Raw genomic sequence first — 19,557 nt, forward strand, 5'->3', positions numbered from 1 at the left:
GGCCGAATACCGTCGCCGAACCTGGAACGACTGTGTTCATGCGCTGATGGGAGCATTCACGCGCGGTCACCGAGACGGCACCGCTGATCGAATCGCGGACGCAGATCGGCAAGCGGGCGTGCGGTCCGTCGGTGATGTGTCCTGTGCCTGACGGCAAACCTATATCGGCAGGCTCCCGCTCCGGAGCACATCCACGTCAACCAAGCGTGGCAATCCGGCGCGTTCATTTGTCGCCGCCCGGATCGTCAAGTCCGCTGGTGGCCGGGGACTCGGTCTCCCGTGGCAATCCAACTGCCTCGCGCAATTCGGCTCGCCGCGTCTGGTAATAGCCTGAGCGGATAAAGCTGTAGAAGTCGATGGAAGCGTCTTCGGCTTGCTTCAGCTGGCCAAGTCTATCGGTCGCATCGAGGCTCGTCGTGCCGGCACTGACCGCAACGTGCGTCACCGTTGAGACGATGTTTAATCCGATGAGCCAACCCAGCGGGTCGGCGGCCACATCGACGATCGAGCCGAAGGCATCGCGCGTCGTGGCCGGCCCCATATAGGGCAGAACCACATACGGACCGTCGCTCACTCCCCAAACGAACAGAGTCTGCCCGAAATCGCCGCTCTGCTGACCGGTGCCTTGGCGGCCCGCCACGTCGAACAGTCCGCCCACGCCGACGGTTGTATTGAGAACGAAGCGGCCGGCCGTGGTGGCGGCCGCGTCCAGTCGCAGCTGCAGCACGTCGTTGACGAAGATGCGCGGCTCCTTCAAATTCGAATTCAGATCATGGAGGCGGTCGTGCACGGGGCCGGGCAGCCTCTTCACCACGTCCGACAGTGGCCCCAACGTTTGCTGATTGATGGCCAGGACTTGTCGATTCCTCGCCTCACCGGGGTCGCTGATCGGCAACGACGCGTCTCTCGGCATCGACGCGCAGGCAGCCACGAGTAACGACGATAGGCACGCGATTGCTCCTTGGGCCGACGTTCGACCGAGACCCATGTTCTTTCTCTGTCCGTGCCTTCCCGAGATGGTTATCACGTACCCGTTGTGGCGACTGTTACTTCTTTGCATCAGCGCCGGTAAATTTGCCCTTAAATTGCCCAGATCGGTTCGGCTGGGTGGCCAGAAGAGCCGGCTGGAAAAGGACGGCGGCGGCAAGCGTCGTCAGCAGCGACAGGGCCATCAGTTTGCCCATGCTCGATGTCCCGGGGTGATGCGAGAAGCAGAGGCTCCCGAACGCGATGGCGGTCGTACAGGCGCTGAAGACGATGGCTCGCGTGAGGCTCGATTGCAGGAAGTTCGTCCCCCCCGATCGCCACGCCACGATGTAGTAGATCTTGAAGGCGACGCCGACGCCCAGCAGCAGCGGCAGTGCGATGACGTTCGCAAAATTGAGCTGCAGTCCGATGAGCACGCAAATCTCAAGTGTGACCACGATGGCAACCAGCAGAGGCACCAGCGTCAAAGCGACATCGACCCAGCGGCGCAGCGCGACAAACAGGATCAATGCGATCAACACCAGCGACAGGACGCCGGCCTGGAGAAATGCCTTGATGACGGTTGCGGCCGCCTCGATGATGAAAACCGGCTGGCCGGTAGCCTCCGGGGCAACACCACGCACGGCCACTACGAAGCGACGCAGGATCGTGTTGTCGTTGCCATCCCCTTTCGGCGCGACCTCGACCCGGCCGACGCCATCGGCAGACATCCAGTTGCCCTTCAGCGCGGGCGGAAGAGTCGCGATGCTCACGGGTTCGGCATTGAGGAGATTTCTTACCTGACGCAGCATCGTCCGCAACGGTGTGATGAGCGCGCGATCGGCTTCGCCCAGGACGGCCGGCGGCGCCTTCGCCATGGCGGTCAGAGCGGCTGCGAGGCGGCGAGCCTGTACGGCGGCCGGACTATCGAGGCCATCCGTCGCCTCGGATAGCTCGGCGATCAGCTTTCCGATCGCCGCCTCCGTCTCCGCCGGCGTCGGTTCTGGACCAATCCCGCCGGGATTGAGCGTGTTCTGCAGAAAAAAGCCTGCGTCCTCGATCAAAGCCAGCTTGGCGTCCTGATCGTCGGGAACAAAACTCTGCAGCGACACCACCCGGCCAACCTCCGGCAATTTCCGAAGCCTCTCGACCATGGTCGATACCCCGGAGGAGTCGTTTCCGAGGATGTCGATCGTGTTCGGACTGGTTTCGGGATCGTTCATCAAGTCGAGCAAGGTTGCGACCGATTCGGTATCCATCGCCCGCAGATTGATCGGATTGAAGTCGAAACGCAAACCCGCGAGCAGCGGCAAACCGAGAACCGCAACAGCTAGCGTCGTGCCGACGACCCAGTTGCGCTGTTGCTCCAGAAAGCGGTCCACGGGCGCCAGCGCGGCAAAACCGATCGGTCTTGGCTCAGGAGGCGGCTTGAGGACCGTGAGCAACGCAGGAAGCAGGGTCAAGGTCGTGGCCAGCGCAATGATGATGCCTACCCCGGCGATCAGCCCGAGCTCGGAAAGGCCGCGATAGGCTGTCGGCAGGAACGAGAAGAATCCGGTCGCGATCGAAGCGGCTGCGAGAAGGAGCGGGGCCCCGATCCCGCGCGCCGTCGCCGTAAACGCCTGATCGAGGTCGAGACAGGCATGCCGCTCGGAGCGATAGCGGACGCAGAACTGAATTCCGAAATCGACGCCGAGGCCGACAAAGAGCACGGCGAACGCGACCGAGATCAAGTTCAGCGTTCCCACCATCCAGAGGCCTGTGGCTGCCGTGTAGAGCAGACCGCAGACGAGATTGACAAGCACCGCGAGGATCAGCCGCGCCTTCCTCAGCGCGAGCCACAGCACCAGGCCGACCAGGAGCAGTGTGACTAGTCCGTTGAGCATGGCGCCGTCGGCGACCGTGGCGAACTCCTCGTCCGCAAGAGCAACCGGCCCGGTTAGGCGCACCGTCACCCCATTCTCCGGCGTGAGGCCCCGCCTGGATGCCGCTTCGCGTATGGCCGCAATCGCTTTGCGTCCCGGCTGAATATCGGTGAAATCGAGCACCGGTTCGATGTTCACGAAGCGGCGCAGCTCCGAAGGCTTCGGCTCCTCACCGGCGATCAGCTTGCGCCACGAGAAGGAAGCGCTCTTTCCCTTGTCGACGAGCTCCAGCGCATTTGCGAGCGCGTCGAGCGCCGGCGTGAGAGAGTCGAGCTTTGCCTTTCCCAGGCGAACACCCTCGATCGACTGCGAGAATGTACGAAAGACGCCGCGCAGCGTCGGATCGGCGGCCAGCGTCCCGAGAAAAGGCTCTGCAGAAATCAGGTCGGCGGTGGCGCGCTGTACCTTCTTCACGCTGAGAAAGAGAATGCCGTTGCGCTCGAAGAACTCGCCGCCATCAGGACGGCTGACCTTACGGATCAGGTCTGACCGGGACGCCATCTCGTTGACCAGCACATCCGCCGCATCATCGGCGGCCTCCGGGGTGGCGGCATCGACAACCGCGATGAGCTGGTCGATTTGTTGCGGAAACTGGGCATTCAGCCTCGCTTCTTGCTGGCGCCATGGCAGCGAGCTCGAAAGCAACTGCTTGCTGTCGGTGCTGATGGCGAAATGCCGCGTGAAATAGGCTGCCGAGGCCGCCGCCAGAAGCAGGAAGCCCAGAATCACCGGCCATGCGTATCGAGTCGAAAGGCGTACCAGCCGTGTGATCGCGGCTATCGGCGTAGACTCGAGATTTCCCGTCAAAGATGGCATCCGATCGTCGTATGGCGGGCAATGAGTAGCAATTCCGTCAACGCGACGCGAGCCCGTCATGAAGGTCGGCCGGTCCGCTCAGTCTCACCGGCGGGACAAGCACGGGACAAGCCCTGGTACCTTTCACAAATTCGCGCGTTGAAGTAAAGTATGGCCCCACCCGGCGAATGCGTGATATGCGGTAGTCCGGCCGCAGCCCAAGGGTGAATGCCTCGCCGGCCTGCGCCAGCCTGCCTTCGATGTTCGATGTCGGAATGAATGTTGGGCTTGAAAATGCACGCCATCATGCAACCGCAAATCCTCCGCGGCTGCTGCGGCAATCGCGGCTGCGGGCGAGTGCGACCGCGAAACTCAAGAGCATTTCTCTCCAAACGGAATCTGTGGTGACGAATGGTGGCGACGAAATGTTTCATGCCCCGCCTGAGGGCTATGTTCGTGCGGTTTGTCTTTGGTGTCTTTTTGCTCGTCTCATTTGACGCTTTGCCGCTGGCCGCCCAGACGCCAAATGAGTCGGTGGCAAAAATCGAAGCCTATTATCAGCAGCTGATGCCGACCATCCAACAGGCTGCACGGCTCAGTGTGGTTGAGCGCGACAGGCGCTTCACGCCGGTCTTTACCGCGGCGTTCGACATTCCGACGATGACGCGGCTGGCGGTCGGTCCACCCTGGAGGGACTTCTCGGCACAGCAGCAGGCCGCCGTTCGGGACGGCTTCGCCCGCTTTATCGTCGCGGATTACGCCAGTCAGATCAAAGATTATTCAGGCGAACGCTTCGTCGTCGATCCGCAGCCGACTCCGGAAGCGCGCGGCGGCGGTGAAATCGTCAAGACCAAGCTTCTGCAATCCAATGGCCGCACCGTGAGCATAAATTACCTGGTCCGCGGCGGCCGGGTGGTCGATATCTATCTCAACGGAACGATCAGCGATCTCGCGCTGCGGCGCGACGAGTTCGCCTCGATCATCGCTTCCGGTGGCGCCGATGGTTTGATCAAGAAATTGCAGGAACGAACTGACAATCTGCTTGCAAAATAAATGGCGCGAGAGCGCGGCCATTGCCATGTCCACTCAATCGCGAATTGTTGTGCGTGCGACTTCCGCGATGTCGAGACCAGCTGACATGGGTGTTCTTGCGGGGAAGGAACAAACTCCTGATGGGGGCCTGCTTCCACCAAAGTCAGCAATTGAGAGGACGCTGAAGCATTGGCCGCGCCTCGGGAAACTCGCGCTTGTTCAGGGGAAGGACCGAGGAGCGCCATTGGCATCGCCTCGATCGACGCGAGATACGAATCTCTGAGCGCGGCGGCGAAAACCGTCGCGCTCAGAGCGACGCCCAAAGCGGCCGGGACGTCGCGGCGGCGCGCGCATTTGAGGGCGCTTCAACCTTGCGAGCCGCCCCTCGATCAAGACCGCCGCACGCGCCAAACTATAAGCAGTGAAGGCGGCGCCACCGACCCGGGCTGTAACCCTCGCTCCTGGAAAATACGCGCGTGAAATGACTTTGGTCGACGAAGCCGCAAAGCAGGGCAATCTCGGCGAGCTCGCAGCGTGGGTCCTTTAAGAGTTCTTTGGCGCGCTCGATGCGCATTTTGCTCAGCCACTGGCAAGGCGGAACGCCCGTCGACCGTTTAAATGCTCGTGCAAAGTAGCCGCTCGATAGTCCGCACTCATGCGCGATCTCTGCAATCGAAAGATCGTGTGCCAAATTGACATTGACGAGGTCACGGGCGCGTTGCAGCTGCCACGCTGCAAGGCCGCCGCGGGCGTTCCGTCCCCCGATCGGGACGCTGCCGTAAGCGCGCACAATGTGAGCGAAAAAAGCAAGCGCAATACATTCGGAAAACATCGCGGTTTCGTCGCACGATTGCTCCATCGCGCCCGCCAGCGCTTGCGCGAGACCGAACATGACCAAATCGCGGGCACCAAAATTCGACGCGTAAAGTCCTTTCACCCGGCGAATGCCGGCTTCGTTGGCCATCTCATCAAGCGCCACCTGGGTGATGTAAAAGCGAATCGCATCGAAGGGGATGTCCAAACTGACGACCGGATGGTCGCCGAGGTCAACCAGCTGTGCATCGCCGAGACGCAGCTCGGGCACTTCTCTGCGCCGTCCTGCCGTCCATAGGTTCGAGAAAAACGGCACCGATAACGGAACCCAGAATGCAAAGGCCTCTTCCGGTGGCGTAGCTATTGAATGGCCATGCATCGGACGACTGCTTCGCAGCCGCGAAAAGCCGATACGTGCTTTTGAAGATTTTCGCGCCAAAAGTGTTGGCGGAGGGTCTATTCGGAAGCGTCTAGCAAGGTCGTTTTCGATCGCATCCGCAGCCATCATTGCCTCCTGACGGTGACTAAAGCGACAAATACTCTCGCGCACTCAACGCGTCCCGGCAAGATAAATGCCCAAAAATCAAAAAAAGCGGCGAATGGCGGCGGTGTCGTCTATAGCGGCGAATTTTTCAGCCGAATCTTACAACGCGGTCAAATTCGTACAATTTTGCGGGCGCTGCCCAACAATACGGTGTGCTCGAACCCGGGTGCTGCAGCGATCAAGTAGCCAACGAGACAAGGGCGGTTCGGCGTGAAAGCGTTCAGCATCGAAAATAACCAATCCGAATGGATCTTCACTGCAAAGGAGGACGGTCATGACACAACCCATTAAGAACGTAGTTTTGGTGCATGGGGCTTTCGCGGATGGCTCCGGCTGGAGGAAGGTCGCCGACATCCTCAAGAATGACGGCTACAGGGTGTCGGTAGCGCAGCCTCCCGAGACATCGTACGCCGAAGACCAAAAGTACACGAAGGCCGCAATCGACGCCATGGGCGGACCGGTCGTTCTGGTCGGCCACAGCTACGGCGGGTCCATCATTACCGAGGCTGGCAATCATCCAAACGTCAAAGCGCTTGTCTATATTGCCGCCTTTGCCCTCGATGAAGGCGAAAGCTGCGCGTCGATCGAACAGGCCGTGCCGCAAGCGTCCAAGGCGTTCAAGGCGGACAGCAACGGGCTTTGGTGGATTGACCAGGCGCATTTCGCCGCCGACTTCGCAGCGGACATTCCACGAGATGAGGCGGAGTTCATGGCTATATCGCAGGTGCCGATCTCTACCGACTCGTTCACCCATCAGGTGAAGAATCCCGCCTGGAAGCACAAGCCCTCCTGGTACATGGTGGCCACCGACGACCGATCGATCAATCCGGATCAGGAGCGCATGATGGCAAAGCGCGCCAAGGCCAAGACGGTCGAGGTGAAGGCGAGCCATGTGGCCTACATGTCTCATCCGAAGGAAACAGCCCAGCTCATCGAAGAGGCTGCCGCGCACGCGTTGGTCAGTCAGTGAAGTTGACGACGCGGCGCGAAGGCAGGCTGGTCACTTTCCTCACGGCATCGGAGCGGATGGCCGATTTGAGGATCGCTAGTGCCGGGAGCGGGAGCATTTCGCGCCGCAACTCACGGCCTGGTCAATCGGCAGCGATTCGTTTCAAGGAATCTCATCAGGAGCAAAACATGGAAAATCGGATCGTCATCGAGTCTCCGGATGGGAGGTTCGGCGCTTATATTTCACGGCCCGCCACCTTGCCCGCGCCCGTGGTGGTCGTTCTTCAGGAATTGTTTGGCGTTAACGCCGACATCCGAGTGACTTGCGATGAGTTGGCGGCCCAGGGATACACCGCGATCGCGCCAGACCTGTTCTGGCGGCAGGAGCCCGACGTTGATCTCGACGTAAGGTCAGAAGCCGACTGGCAGCGCGGTCTGCGGCTTTACGGGGCGTATGATCGCGACGCTGGCGCGCGCGATATCGCGCAAACAATCCGCGCCGCTGTCAAGTTGCCTCAGTCGACCGGGAGGGTTGCCCTGCAAGGCTACTGCCTCGGCGCGTTGATGGCCTTTATCACGGCCGCCCGCCATGAGGTTGACGCCGCCGTCGCCTACCATGGCGGCGACACGGAAAAATACCTCGGCGAAGTTGGAAGCCTGCGCGCCCCCTTGCTGATGCACCTTGGCGAGGAGGACGAATTCATCTCGAAGGCAGCGCAAGCACGGATCAAAGCGGCGCTGGCAAAAAAGCCAAACGCAACCGTTTATAGCTATCCGGGTCAGCGTCACGCCTTCTCTCGGCATAACGGGGCGCACTACAGCGCCGCGGCAGCAACGCTCGCCAATGGGCGAACCAAGGAATTTCTACATCGACATCTGCAGTGACGATAAGGGGATTCCAGCGCTGCAGGCTCAAGGGCACGAGGTGATGGCCGTCCAGTACGGCCTCGATACATTCACGGAGGATGTGGCCGCGATCAAACGCACGCTGGGGCGGGTCAGCAGTCCCGCCATCCTCGTGGGTCACTCCTATGGCGGAGCCACGATCACAGCCGCGCGGACCGATGATCGCGTGGTCGGGCTGGTTTACCTCGCCGCCGTTGCCCCGGATGCTGGCGAGACTGTGCAGGGCCAAGGGCGGGTTGGAGGCGAAGCCGTAACCCGCCACTTCCGAGAACGACGGGCCGCGATTTGTTAATTTATATGGATGCCCGTGTCGGGAGATGGCGGGTCACGGAGCCTTGCATCGGCCGCGCATTCGCGCGACCCGATGCCTGGGAGCGTCCGGGGCAAAGCGCAGTTTCAATCTATGATTGATTAATGCTTATATGCAATCCACCCTAGCCAAAGCTGCGCCAAAAACGCAAAAATGCTATTGATCGCAGTGTTATGAGCGATCCGGGGGTCGGGCGAAAGTCTGGCAGTGCCTGACCGAAAATGCATGGATGCCCGCTACCAGCCCGGACGCGACCCGCGATGGCGCATTGATTTGCCCGACGGGCTGGCGCGGCGAAATCCTGTCCAGCCGTTTCGACAAAAATATTCGGCTTCGCGAGCAACCCAAATCAGTTGTGTCCTCGGGGCAGTGGAAGCATCACGCCCGGTCGGACCGATGGTCGTTAACAGGTGAACAGGTGGAGGGCTGCTCGCGATCCGCGGAAAAGCGGGGGACAAGCCGTAGCGTAGCCGCGAAGTCTGGTGCCCCTGGCCGGAATCGAACCAGCACTCCTTGCGGAACTCGATTTTGAGTCGAGCGCGTCTACCAATTCCGCCACAGGGGCTTATCTGACATCAGGCCTTAAAGGGCAGAGGCCGGAAAGCCCGCGGAATATAGCGGCCAGCCTCTTCAGGTCAACCCGTGCGCCGATCGCACAACACTCCGCCGTGATCCGGCCCCGCCTCGACAGCGCCGACCCCAGGGGGTAGGACGCTTGGCGCGCACAGGAGGCCCACGTGACGTCGGATACGATCGCAAACCGCTCGCAGCTGCGCTTGCCCGCCAGCCCGGCGCTCACGGCTTCGCTTTTGATCGCGGTGATCGCGGCGGCGACGCTGGCGGGGGCATGGTTCTTCCAGCTGGTGCTGGACATCCGGCCCTGTCCGCTCTGCCTCGAGCAGCGCTACGCCTATTATCTGGCCGTTCCGCTCGGCGCGATCACAGCGCTCGCCGCGGCGAGGCGGGCCCCGCTTGCGCTGCTTTATGCGGGCCTCGCCATTCTGGCGCTGGCTGCGCTGGGCAATGCCGTGCTCGGCGGCTATCACGCCGGCGTCGAATGGGGGCTTTGGCAGGGACCGACCGAGTGCACCGGCCCGATCGGAAATCTCGGCAGCGCCGGCACTCTTTTGGAGCGCCTCGACAGCGTCAAGGTGATCCGTTGCGACGAAGTGCAGTGGCGCTTTCTCGGCCTGTCACTGGCCGGCTACAATGTCCTGATCTCGCTCCTGACGGCCGCGATCGCGGCGTCGGGCATCGTCAGATTGGCGGCGCGCGGATCCTGATCCGGCCGCGCGCAAATCCTAATCATCGACATCTTCCTGCGGACGTCCGAACAGGTGCACGATGCCGGGCATCGCGAGGGTGACGAACACGAAGCGCGACAGATGGTGGGCGCCGACGAAGATCGGATCGATGTGCAGCGTCAGCGCCAGCGCCAGCATGGCATCCATCGCGCCCGGCGCGAATGCCACCATGATGTCGGCCAGCCGCACCGCAGTGGTCAGCGCGATCACCGCGACGAACAGCGCGGAAATGATGATGGCGACGACGAAAGACCCGAGCGCCGCGTTGAGATGGCCGAGCAGCGTCCTGGTCTTCATCCGCGCAAAGCGCGTGCCGATCAGCGCGCCGATCCCGACCAGCGCCACCCCGCGCACGGAGGGCGGCAGGCCGCCCTCGACCAGACCTGAGCCGTGCAGCACGATCGAGCCGATCATCGCGCCGAACATCCAGCTCGCCGGGAACTTGACCAGCCGCAGCAGCATCGCTGCCGAAAGCGCGGCGGCAATCAAGCTCGCGAATTCGAGCGGCGTGGCGATCGCCACCGCCGGGGCGGGCAGCGATGCCGGGGCCAGTCCGGTCAGGGTCAAGAGCAGCGGAAGGGCCGCGGTGAGAACGATCACCCGCAGCGTCTGCACCACCGCGATCGCAGGGACATCGGCGCCTTTCTCCGCGGCGAGGATGATGATCTGCGACAGCGCGCCGGGGCTGCCGGCCAGAAAGGCCGAGGTCCGCTCCCAGCCGTGGACGCGCTGCAGATAGAGGCTGCTGCCGAAGGTCGAGCAGAACGTGGCCAGCGCCAACAGGCCGATGGTCAGGGGATAGGCGCTCACATGTTGCAGCAGTTGCCGCGACGCCAGCGAGCCCAGCGATATCCCGAGCAGCACCAGCACGGTCTGGGTCACGATCGGCGGCAGCGTCATCGGGCGTCCTGATATCGCGGCGATGCCGACGGTGATCATGGCCCCGGAAATCAGTCCGCCCGGCAGATGCGCGAGCAAAAACAACAGTCCCCCGCCGGTGCCGATAAGTATCGTTTCCAGCACGTTTAGAGTGTTGCTACGGCTTGGGATGGCAACCGCCAAAGATGAGGGTATTCGTCTCACGCCGCCTTATGGCAAATCCCGATAGCGGCGACAAATGCGCCAACGCGACTGCAGCAATGCGCGTCCGCTGCGCTGCGCCATCTCGCGCGCCGGGGCCCGTCACCGGGCTCGCCGGAGGCGATACCCGATGACGGATGGCGAGGCCAGAGGCTTGACCCCCAGAGGCTTGACCCTATGTCTTCGGCTTGGCCGCGGCGTCCTTCGCTTCCTTCTTGCAGTCGGACATGAACTTCTTGCGCTCCTTGCCATGGACGCCCTTGGTGTCGGCTTCCTTGGAGCATTCGAGCGAGGCCGCGCTGCGCGGCTTCCCGGCTTTCTTGGCCGGCGCCATCTTGTCAGCCGGCGCCGGGGTGGCCGGGGCGGGGGTCTGTGCAAATGCAAAACTCATCATCAGCAGGGAGGCGAAGGCCGTCGCGGCCGCGCGGGAAGATAATTTCATCATCGGAGCACCTCGGGTTGAAGAGGCGCGCACCGTCGCGCTGTGATGCTGAACCGTGGATGAATGAAGCCGGACGGCGGCATTTTCAGGGGCAAGATTTTTGCTCCGGCGGTCGATCGTTGCTTTGTCACGCGCCGTCGCCACGCTAGGATGGGGATCTATAAAATGCCACGCCCAAGGAGACCAGGGGATGACCATTCAAGCAAGATTAGTATCGGCAGTTGCGGCTTCGGCTTTTGCCGCGCTCGCGGCGACGGCGCCCGCCCACGCCCTGACCTCGCAGGAATGCAGTGCGAAATATCAGGCCGCCAAGGCTGCCGGCACGCTCAACGGCCAGAAGTGGAATGATTTCCGCAAGGCCGAATGCGGCGCCGACGCCGCAGCGGCGCCTGCCGCCACGCCCGCCGCGGCCCCCGCCGCCCCGCCCGCTGCAGCCGCGCCAAAAGAGGTGGAAGCCAAGCCGAAGAAGGAAGCCGCGCCTATGGCAGCACCGGCACCGGTCGGTAACGCCATATTCCCGTCCGCCGTCGATCCGAAATTTGCTCAGGAAAAACCAGGCCTGGCGCGGATTCACACCTGTGCCGAACAATGGAAGGCCAACAAGGCCGACAATACCACCGGCGGGATGAAGTGGAATCAAAAAGGTGGCGGCGGTTACTACAGCGAGTGCAACAAGCGGCTGAAGGGCTGAGGCGATCCGCTTAACCCTCACCGAGTGTTCGGACACACAACCGTCCCGGGCACTTCCGAGGATCGCCGTGCCGCTTTCCCTTTGGCCCGGCGATGCCGCCGGCGCTCCCGGAATCGCCGATGATAGCCAGCCTCAGCCTGATCCTGCTCTGTCAACTGGCCGGCGAAGTCTTCGTGCGCGCCCTGGCGCTGCCGTTGCCCGGTCCGGTGGTCGGCCTGATGCTGCTGTTGCTGCTGCTGCTGGCGCGTGACCGCTTTGTCATCGTCGCGCGCGGACCGTTGCAGGGCGGCGGCGTCGAACATGCCAGCCGGTTCCTGGTCGCCAATCTGTCACTGCTGTTCGTCCCGGCCGGTGTCGGCGTGGTGCAGAAGCTCGACCTCGTCGTCGAGCATGGCATCGCCTTCCTGGGCGTGCTCGCCATCTCCGTGGTGGCAACCTTGCTGGTGACGGTCGTGACCTTTCTGGCCGCAAGCCGGCTGCTGGCGCGCGGGAGCGCGGATGAGTGAAAATCCGTTCTCGCTTTGGGTGTATCTTTCGCAGTCGCCGCTGCTCTGGCTGACGGTGACATTGCTGACCTATGCGAGCGCCGATGCGGTATCGCTCGCAACCCACCGCAATCCCCTGGCCAACCCGGTGCTGCATTCGATGTGGATCATCGGGGCGTTCCTGCTGCTCACCGGCACGTCCTACACGACCTATTTCGGCGGCGCGCAGTTCGTGCACTTCCTGCTCGGGCCGGCGACCGTGGCGCTGGCGGTGCCGCTCTACGAAAACCGCAAGGTGGTGGCGTCGGCGATCGTGCCGATGCTGGTCGCGCTCGCGGCGGGCTCGGTGACCGCGGTGGTTTCGGTCGTATGGCTGGCGCAGGCCGCGGGCCTGCCGCGCATCGTGGTGTTGTCGCTGGCGCCGAAATCGGTCACGGCCGGGGTTGCGATGGGCATCAGCGAATCCCTGCATGCCGACCCGTCGCTGACCGCGGTTGCGGTCATCCTCACCGGCATCATGGGCGCCATCGTCGTCACGCCCTTGATGAACCGGATCGGCATCAAGGATTTCCGCGCCCGCGGATTCGCCGTGGGGATAGCCGCCCACGGCATCGGCACCGCGCGTGCGTTTCAGGTCGACGCGGTCGCGGGCGTGTTCGCCGGCATCGCCATGAGCCTGAACGCGCTGGTGACCTCGCTCCTGGTGCCGCTGGTGGTGACGCTCTTGCTGCGCTGATCTTCATTGCAGTTTTGCTGCGGCCAACCTAGAGATTTGAAGAAACTCCTTGCGGAGGAACGCCGTGCCGTTGATGGCTTGCGCATCGATCGATTTTTGCCTGTTCCGACCTCGGTCGGATCAGGGGGCGGAACCCGCTGGGGGCGTCGCGGTTCGAACGGATGCACGAGCCCTGAGGTTGCCGGTTTGATGATCTCCACCATGCAAGGCGTGCTGGGACTGGCATCGGGCTCGCTGGTCGGATTTTCGCTCGGGCTGGTTGGCGGCGGCGGATCGGTTCTGGCGGTGCCTCTGATGGTCTACGTGGTCGGTGTGCCCGACGCCCATGTGGCGATCGGCACCAGCGCGATCGCGGTGGCGGCCAACGCGGCGGTCAATTTGTCGAACCATGCGCGCGGCGGCACCGTGCGCTGGTCGTGCGCGCTGACCTTCGCGGCGGCGGGAATGATCGGCGCGTTCGTCGGATCGATCTTCGGCAAGATGCTGGACGGCCAAAAGCTGCTGGCGCTGTTCGCGCTGGTGATGCTGGTGATCGCGGCTCTGATGCTGAAGACGCGGGCGCGGGTCGGGCTGCCCGACGTGCGGATAAACTGGACCAACATGCCCGCCATTGTCGGCCTCGGTCTCGCAACCGGAACGTTGTCCGGTTTCTTCGGCATCGGCGGTGGCTTTCTGATCGTGCCGGCGCTGATGCTGGCGACGGGAATGTCGATCCTCAATGCGGTCAGTTCGTCGCTGGTCGCGGTCACGGCGTTCGGGCTGACCACGGCGGCGAGCTACGCCTGGTCCGGGTTGATCTCGTGGGGGTTGGCGGGATTGTTCATCGCCGGCGGGATCGTCGGCGGATTGCTCGGCACCCGGTCGGCGCGACATCTGGCGGCGCGGCGCGGGGCGCTCAATGTCGTTTTTGCCGCTGTCATTATCACGGTGGCGCTCTATATGCTGGTGCGAAACTTGTCGCTATCCTGAGCGGGCCATTGCGGCCTTGAGGGGCTGCGGGAGACCGGACATGACCAAATCGATCAATCCCGCCCCGCGCAACCCCGGACTCAGCCGGCGTGAGGCGTTGGGCGCGCTCGGCGCGGGCGCGATCGTGCTCGGCATCGGGTTTCAGCCAGGCTCGGCGCTGGCGCAAGGCGACGGCGACAATGTTTTGACCGAGGCGCTGGTGTTGCGCGACCCGGATATCCCGGTCGCCGGTAATGTCGAAGGCGACATCACGATCGTCGAATATTTCGATTACCAATGTCCCTATTGCCGCAAGCTCGAGCCCGAGCTGCGGCAGGTAGTGCAGGATGACGGCAAGGTTCGCCTGGTGTGGAAGGACTGGCCGATCCTCGGGCCGGTTTCGGTGATCGCGGCGCGGATGGCGCTGGCGAGCAAATACCAGGACAAATTTGCGCAGGCGCATGATGCGCTGATCGGGGTCAATTCGAAGCTCACCGAACCGCGAATCCGGGAACTGCTGGCTGGCGCGGGGATCGATGTCGACCGCGCCAGCCGCGATCTAGCGGCCAACGCAAAAGCCATCGACGCGATCCTTGCGCGCAACAACGATCAAGCCACGGCGTTCGGTTTCAAGGGCACGCCGTCGTTCATCGTCGGCAAGTTCCGCGTGCCCGGCGTTCTCACCATGGAGCAGTTCGGTCAGGTGATCGCCGATGCGCGCAAGGCAGCTGCGGAAAAATAGCGGTCGCGACAATTATTGCGACGCAGATCATTCTGGAGGCAGATTATTTCGACGACAGCCTGATCCAGTCGTCATGGGCGCGCGACTTCAGCGCGTTCCAGTCGGTGGCGGCGACGTCCCAGTTGACGATGGTGCGATGGCCCTGCGCCACTTCGCCGTTGGCAACCGTCGATGTCTGCATCGAATCATAGCTGTAGATGACCACGGTCAACAGCAGCGCACCCAAGATCATTCCCAGAAAAACCCGCATGACAACCTCCAATGATCGTCAACAACGCGGTCGCGATCGGATGGTTCCCGCGGCTTGCCCCACTTAAGACCGTGGTTTCGTCGCGGGCACCGCTGGCGGCGCCGAAGCCGCGGCAGCCTTAACGATGTTCAATGATTTCAACTCATCCGGCCGGAAGATGAACAGCCGGTCGTGCGGGGTCTCCATGGCATGCACCCAGACCTGCAGGCTCACGCCCATGTCATCGAGATAGCGCTCGCAATGCGCGGAAATGTTCTGCGCGATGCTCATCTCATCGCGCAACTGGCCGGCCGAACCGATCGCCGCCACCTGGTGTACGCCGATCGCGGCCCGGTCGCCGACGCGCCGCTCGATGCCGCCGGCAAAGACCAGCGGGCAGGACGACGCGCAATATTTTCCCGCCTCAACTTCGGTTGCAAGTTTCCGCTCGCGAATCAGTCGCCCCATCGCCAGCGCGTCGGTCACCGAACCGCCCGGCGAATTCAACACCACGGTCTTGATGTAACCGCTGTGCCGGCCGACTTCGGCCGCGAAGACTTCCGAAATGCCCGGGGTGATGGTGCCGGTCGCGAGCAACCTTCCGCCGCCGGCGAACGCGAACGTCATCGGCATGGCCAACGAGCCGTCCGGTTGCGGCAGCGGCGCCGTGCGCTTGTCGTCACCGGGCAACGGCGCTGGGATCGATGGCGCAAGGCCGGGAAGACGAAGCACCGGCGCATCCTGCCTGATCTCGATCGGCCCGGTTGCGGCGGCCGGGTTTATGGTCTGCGCCCGCATGCCGGCGAGGTCGGCTGCGAGCACCGCGATCGTGACCGCTAGAACGCTGCAGAAAATCCAGCGCAATATGGCTTGGTCCGGGTTGTCCGATACCCAGGCGCGAAGACGTTGTTGCAGGCTCGACGATGGTGGCACCGGAATCCGTTATTTGATTTGTCGCGCCGCCGAGAGCGAAGTGACGTTTTCTTCCATCATGGCCGCCGGCTCGCCCATCCGTTCTGCCCCAACCCTGGCCTGGTCGGGCATCGGCTTGCGTGCTTGCACGACCTCGTGCGCGATCTGCAAGGCCGCGACCAGTTCGCCCACCGTCATGTTGGACGCACTGACGGACGGCTGCGCTTCGCGACGGATCGTGGCATGCACCACGCACAGGATCAGCACCAGCACCGCCGGCATCAGGTCGATCGAGATCGCGCCGGCCCAGCTCGGGATGAAATCGCCGGCGTAGCGCAGCACGGCTTCGGCCGAAGACAGCGACTGGAACCTGATCGGTTCGACCCGCGGCGTCGCCAGGATTTTATCGGCGGCGTCCGATAGCGATGCCGCCTGGGTTGCAATCGAGCTTTCCACCTTGCCGACCATGGCGGTCTGGCGATCGGCCAGATCGGCGCTGCGGCCGCCTGCGGCCGGCGCAATGAAGCTGGAGGACAGCGAGGCTGCGGCACGTTTGACCGCCGCCGCCACGGAGGTCTGCTGCAAATTGGCGATCACGCCCATCAGCGCCAGCGACTCGGTTGCGAATGCGTCGCTGCGCGCCGAAATCGGTCCGCGATCGGAAATCAGTTCACGCATCCTGGCGAGATTTTTACCGCCCAGTTCGTACAGGGCCGAGACCCGCTTGCCCGAGGCCTGGACTTCCTGACCAAGACTGTCGAGTTGTCCGGACATCTGGGTCAGGAGCTGCACCACTGTGCCGGACCCGGCGGTGCCTGTGAGCGAGCCGGCGCGCTCGGCATCGGCAAGCCGCGCGAAGCGCGATGATGCCAGCTGGATGTCCGGCAACAGCCCCTGGGCGGCAATGGCATTGCTGTTGGCGCTATCGAGGTCGCGGGTATAGTCCTGCACCGTGGTGGCGAGATGCTGCTGGATCGCCGCGGCGCCGGCCAGCGCCGAGGCATTGAGCCATGACGACATCGCCACGATCATCAGCGATCCCAGCAGCATGCAGCCGGCCATGAGGCCACGGCCGGCGCGACCGGTCACATGCGGCATGAAATGCATCATGAATACCCAGAACGCGTAGATGCCGACCGACACCGCCACCGCATAGATCACGGCGGCGAAGAACACCGTGGCCGGGCTGCCGTTCAGCAATTCGCGGACGCCGAGATAGGTATAGACGCCTGCTGCCAACGCCAGGATCGCGGTGGTGAGTTTCAGCGTGACTTCGAGGCGCGTGACGCCCCGCGACAGCAGCGCCGAAGCCGACGCGCGGGTGGTCGGCGTTGGGGCGGCGGCAACATTTTCCGGAGGCATTAAGGATTTTCCACTTGCTGCTTCGAAGACTGCTCCGACCAACGCCCCGCGGTTCTCTTCTCTAAAACCTAATCTCTGCGGATGAATCCGGACGAGATTATGTCGGCCGTGATGGAAAGCCTGCGGCTATCCGCGATCATGACGCGTGACGACAGATGACGTTGCTGTGGAAGCGATCGCCGGGTTCGGCCGGAAATACCGTTGGCGGAAGCCAGTCGGCGGAAAGCCGCATTCCGCGGATCGAATTGACGCCCAATCCATGAAGTCGGAACCTGCGACCGTTCCCGGGCGGTTGTCGGCACGGACGCGGCGCATCTGCACCGGACTCCGCCGAGAGATTTTCTCTCGCATGGTATGTAATAAAACTTGAGAGCTACCGCATCCGCATTTGATGAACCTCGGTTCTGATTCAATCAGAACCGAACAGGCTCTAACCGCGCAGCCAATCCAGGATCGCCGGGTTCATCTCGCGCGGGTAGCAGTGGCTGAGATCTGTTAGCTCCCGGTAGGTGACATCGGCGCCGGCCGCCGTTAGCGCCTCCCGGGTCTGCCGCGCGACTTGCACCGGGAACATCCAGTCGAGCCGGCCGTGCACCAGATAGACCGGCAAGCCGCGCAATCTCTGGGCATCGGCCATTTCGGCCATCAGGGGATGAAAGGTGGCGGCTACCGGGGCCAGATGGGTGAAAGGGCAGCCGCTCTCGAGCCCCGTGACATAGCAGAACGTGCCGCCGTCGCTCATTCCGGTGAGCAGCAGTTTTGTCGGGTCGATGTTCCAGCGGGCCCTTATCCAAGCGAGGATGCGGCTGAGGTTCGGGGTGTCGGCGTCCTCGCCCATCAAGGCCCAGGTGCTGCCGGTCGCGGTGGGCGCGACCAGGATCACGCCATGGCTGCGCACCTCGCGCAGCCAGTTCCACAGAAAGCCGCGGCCATTGCCGCTGCCGCCATGAAGCGCCATCACCAACGGCCAGGCGCGGTCGGGGGTGTAATATTCCGGCACATAAAGCGAGAAGCCGCCCCGGCTGCCGGGTCCGTTGTTGTCATGAATGACGCCGCTGTTCGGGGCTGCGGGCGCCGCAAGGCGGGCCAGCAGATCGGCGTCATCGCGCAACGCCGGATCGAGGAAAAAGCCGCTTACCGGGGGCAATTTTGCGGCAAGGGGATAGAGCGCCTCGTGCGCGCGCGGGGCATGACGCAGCGCGCGAAAGGCGGCAATCAGGTCACCATGGCCATGCCGTACCGCGCGCAGTCCCGTGAAAGCCGCCATCACCGCGTCCGCAGCGGTTTGGAGCGCGGCCTGGATGTCAGCGAATTCCCTGGGCCAGTCCAGAAGCCGCGGGCGCAACGCCTGCAAGGCATGGTCGGGCGCGCCGGCGGCATCCATCACGGCGTCGAAATCCGGCGGGTTGAGATGGCGAGCGATGAAGCCGAGCGCTTCCAGCGATTGCAAGAGCGGCGGCAGCACGGCCACGATGTCGTCCACCACGGCCTCGCTCATCAAAAGCCTCCGCCGGATTTCAATGCAGCCGCGGGCCCTTCAGCAGCTTGGCACGGTCGGTCGACGTCAGCACCACGTCGAAGGTGACACCTTCGTGGTGGATGGTGAGCGGCACGTCGACGCCGGCCGGTCCGAGCGCCCAGAGTTTTCGGTAGAAGGCGCTTTGGCTCGAGACCTTCTCGCCCCGCACGGCGAGGATGACGTCGCCGGCCTTGAGTTCGGCGCGCGCCGCCGGTCCCTTCGCGGAAATGCCGATCACCACCACCTTGTTGTCGATCTCGGTCGAGAACATCCCGAGCCAGGGGCGCGCCGGCTTGTTGACGCGGCCAAATTTGCGCAAATCGTCGAGCACCGGCATGAGCAGGTCGATCGGCACGATCATGTTGACATGCTCGGCCTTGCCCTCGCGCTCGCGCTCGAGCTGGAGCGAGCCGATGCCGATCAACTCGCCGTGGCTCGAGATCAGCCCGGTGCCGCCCCAATTGGGATGCGCGGGCGAGGTGAAGATCGCCTCGTCCAGGAGATACTCCCAGTAACCGGCGAACTCCTGTTTGGCGACGATCTCGCTGGCGACCGAGCGCGTGCGGCCGCCGGCCCCGCCAACCACCACGCGGTCGCCGATCTCACCGGCGGCCGAACGGCCAAGCGGCAGGGGCTCGAGGTCGATGCGGCCGAGCGCCTGAACCAGGCCTAAGCCGCTCATGGCATCGAAACCTAGCGCATGGCCTTCCACCACGCGGCCGTCGCCAAGATGCAGCCAGACCGTTTCGGCCTCGGTGATCAGATAGCCGATCGTCAGCACCAGGCCATCGTCGATCAGAACGCCGTTGCCGGCGCGCTCGGTACCCAGCGTCTCCGCGCTGAAGGCGTCGGCGGGGATGATCGAATG

Annotated in this window: 20 protein-coding genes and 1 tRNA gene; 10 read left to right on the forward strand and 11 right to left on the reverse strand. The window is 63.3% G+C overall.

The genetic code is table 11. From position 1 onward, the window contains the following. Positions 1-223: 223 nt before the first annotated feature. Together ABSG20_RS09525 and hpnN are read right to left on the reverse strand one after the other, a co-directional pair. Positions 224-895 (reverse strand): MlaA family lipoprotein, encoded by a 672-nt coding sequence (locus ABSG20_RS09525; protein WP_423864251.1) that lies wholly within the window; start codon positions 893-895, stop codon positions 224-226. A gap of 151 nt (positions 896-1,046) precedes the next feature. Continuing rightward, a complete protein-coding gene (gene hpnN / locus ABSG20_RS09530; protein ID WP_423864252.1) occupies positions 1,047-3,707 on the reverse strand; it encodes a hopanoid transporter HpnN in 2,661 nt (886 codons plus the stop codon). Positions 3,708-4,220: 513 nt separating this feature from the next. Here hpnN and ABSG20_RS09535 point away from each other — a divergent pair. Beyond that, positions 4,221-4,739, forward strand: a complete 519-nt coding sequence (locus tag ABSG20_RS09535; protein ID WP_423864253.1) for an ABC transporter substrate-binding protein — start codon at positions 4,221-4,223, stop codon at positions 4,737-4,739. Between the two features lie 391 nt (positions 4,740-5,130). Here the strand turns inward: ABSG20_RS09535 and ABSG20_RS09540 are convergent, their stop codons facing one another. Next, a complete protein-coding gene (locus ABSG20_RS09540) occupies positions 5,131-6,036 on the reverse strand; it encodes a helix-turn-helix domain-containing protein (protein WP_423864254.1) in 906 nt (301 codons plus the stop codon). A gap of 313 nt (positions 6,037-6,349) precedes the next feature. Between ABSG20_RS09540 and ABSG20_RS09545 the strand changes: the two genes are divergently transcribed. From ABSG20_RS09545 to ABSG20_RS09555, 3 genes are all read left to right on the forward strand, one after another. After that, positions 6,350-7,045 (forward strand): alpha/beta fold hydrolase, encoded by a 696-nt coding sequence (locus tag ABSG20_RS09545; protein WP_423864255.1) that lies wholly within the window; start codon positions 6,350-6,352, stop codon positions 7,043-7,045. A gap of 167 nt (positions 7,046-7,212) precedes the next feature. Beyond that, positions 7,213-7,908 carry a dienelactone hydrolase family protein gene (locus ABSG20_RS09550; protein WP_423864256.1) on the forward strand — a complete coding sequence of 232 codons (696 nt, stop codon included), beginning with the start codon at positions 7,213-7,215 and terminating at the stop codon, positions 7,906-7,908. After that, positions 7,868-8,221 carry an alpha/beta fold hydrolase gene (locus tag ABSG20_RS09555; RefSeq protein ID WP_423864257.1) on the forward strand — a complete coding sequence of 118 codons (354 nt, stop codon included), beginning with the start codon at positions 7,868-7,870 and terminating at the stop codon, positions 8,219-8,221. Before ABSG20_RS09550 ends, ABSG20_RS09555 begins: the two co-directional genes overlap by 41 nt. A gap of 498 nt (positions 8,222-8,719) precedes the next feature. Here the strand turns inward: ABSG20_RS09555 and ABSG20_RS09560 are convergent. Further along, a tRNA-Leu gene (locus tag ABSG20_RS09560) sits at positions 8,720-8,804 on the reverse strand. Positions 8,805-8,976: 172 nt separating this feature from the next. Between ABSG20_RS09560 and ABSG20_RS09565 the strand changes: the two genes are divergently transcribed. Then, complete coding sequence (locus ABSG20_RS09565; RefSeq protein ID WP_423864258.1) at positions 8,977-9,522, forward strand: disulfide bond formation protein B; 546 nt, start codon at positions 8,977-8,979, stop codon at positions 9,520-9,522. 18 nt (positions 9,523-9,540) lie between these two features. On the opposite strand, the gene ABSG20_RS09570 is transcribed toward ABSG20_RS09565, so the two are convergent. Beyond that, on the reverse strand, positions 9,541-10,626 hold the full coding sequence (locus tag ABSG20_RS09570) for an AbrB family transcriptional regulator (protein WP_423864259.1): 1,086 nt from the start codon (positions 10,624-10,626) through the stop codon (positions 9,541-9,543). 172 nt (positions 10,627-10,798) lie between these two features. After that, positions 10,799-11,065 (reverse strand): PsiF family protein, encoded by a 267-nt coding sequence (locus ABSG20_RS09575; protein ID WP_423864260.1) that lies wholly within the window; start codon positions 11,063-11,065, stop codon positions 10,799-10,801. Positions 11,066-11,255: 190 nt separating this feature from the next. On the opposite strand from ABSG20_RS09575, the gene ABSG20_RS09580 reads away from it, so the two are divergent. The 5 genes from ABSG20_RS09580 (at position 11,256) to ABSG20_RS09600 (ending at position 14,667) form a co-directional block, all read left to right on the forward strand. Next, positions 11,256-11,756 carry a hypothetical protein gene (locus ABSG20_RS09580; RefSeq protein WP_423864261.1) on the forward strand — a complete coding sequence of 167 codons (501 nt, stop codon included), beginning with the start codon at positions 11,256-11,258 and terminating at the stop codon, positions 11,754-11,756. A 119-nt stretch (positions 11,757-11,875) separates the two neighbouring features. Then, a complete protein-coding gene (locus ABSG20_RS09585) occupies positions 11,876-12,262 on the forward strand; it encodes a CidA/LrgA family protein (protein ID WP_423864262.1) in 387 nt (128 codons plus the stop codon). Next, positions 12,255-12,977 (forward strand): LrgB family protein, encoded by a 723-nt coding sequence (locus ABSG20_RS09590; protein WP_423864263.1) that lies wholly within the window; start codon positions 12,255-12,257, stop codon positions 12,975-12,977. Before ABSG20_RS09585 ends, ABSG20_RS09590 begins: the two co-directional genes overlap by 8 nt. Positions 12,978-13,166: 189 nt before the next feature. Continuing rightward, positions 13,167-13,946, forward strand: a complete 780-nt coding sequence (locus tag ABSG20_RS09595; protein WP_423864264.1) for a sulfite exporter TauE/SafE family protein — start codon at positions 13,167-13,169, stop codon at positions 13,944-13,946. Between the two features lie 40 nt (positions 13,947-13,986). Further along, on the forward strand, positions 13,987-14,667 hold the full coding sequence (locus ABSG20_RS09600; RefSeq protein ID WP_423864265.1) for a DsbA family protein: 681 nt from the start codon (positions 13,987-13,989) through the stop codon (positions 14,665-14,667). Positions 14,668-14,710: 43 nt separating this feature from the next. On the opposite strand, the gene ABSG20_RS09605 is transcribed toward ABSG20_RS09600, so the two are convergent. From ABSG20_RS09605 to ABSG20_RS09625, 5 genes are all read right to left on the reverse strand, one after another. Beyond that, positions 14,711-14,917, reverse strand: coding sequence for a hypothetical protein (locus ABSG20_RS09605; protein WP_423864266.1), 207 nt, complete (start codon positions 14,915-14,917; stop codon positions 14,711-14,713). A gap of 63 nt (positions 14,918-14,980) precedes the next feature. Continuing rightward, positions 14,981-15,760 carry a COG3904 family protein gene (locus tag ABSG20_RS09610; protein ID WP_423864267.1) on the reverse strand — a complete coding sequence of 260 codons (780 nt, stop codon included), beginning with the start codon at positions 15,758-15,760 and terminating at the stop codon, positions 14,981-14,983. 78 nt (positions 15,761-15,838) lie between these two features. After that, on the reverse strand, positions 15,839-17,170 hold the full coding sequence (locus ABSG20_RS09615) for a hypothetical protein (protein ID WP_423864268.1): 1,332 nt from the start codon (positions 17,168-17,170) through the stop codon (positions 15,839-15,841). Between the two features lie 430 nt (positions 17,171-17,600). Continuing rightward, complete coding sequence (locus ABSG20_RS09620) at positions 17,601-18,668, reverse strand: carboxylesterase family protein (protein ID WP_423864269.1); 1,068 nt, start codon at positions 18,666-18,668, stop codon at positions 17,601-17,603. Between the two features lie 19 nt (positions 18,669-18,687). Continuing rightward, positions 18,688-19,557 (reverse strand): S1C family serine protease (locus tag ABSG20_RS09625; RefSeq protein WP_423864270.1); only part of this gene is annotated, 870 nt, incomplete at its 5' end.

It is taken from the genome of Bradyrhizobium sp., from assembly GCF_049512235.1.
Lineage (GTDB): Bacteria > Pseudomonadota > Alphaproteobacteria > Rhizobiales > Xanthobacteraceae > Bradyrhizobium.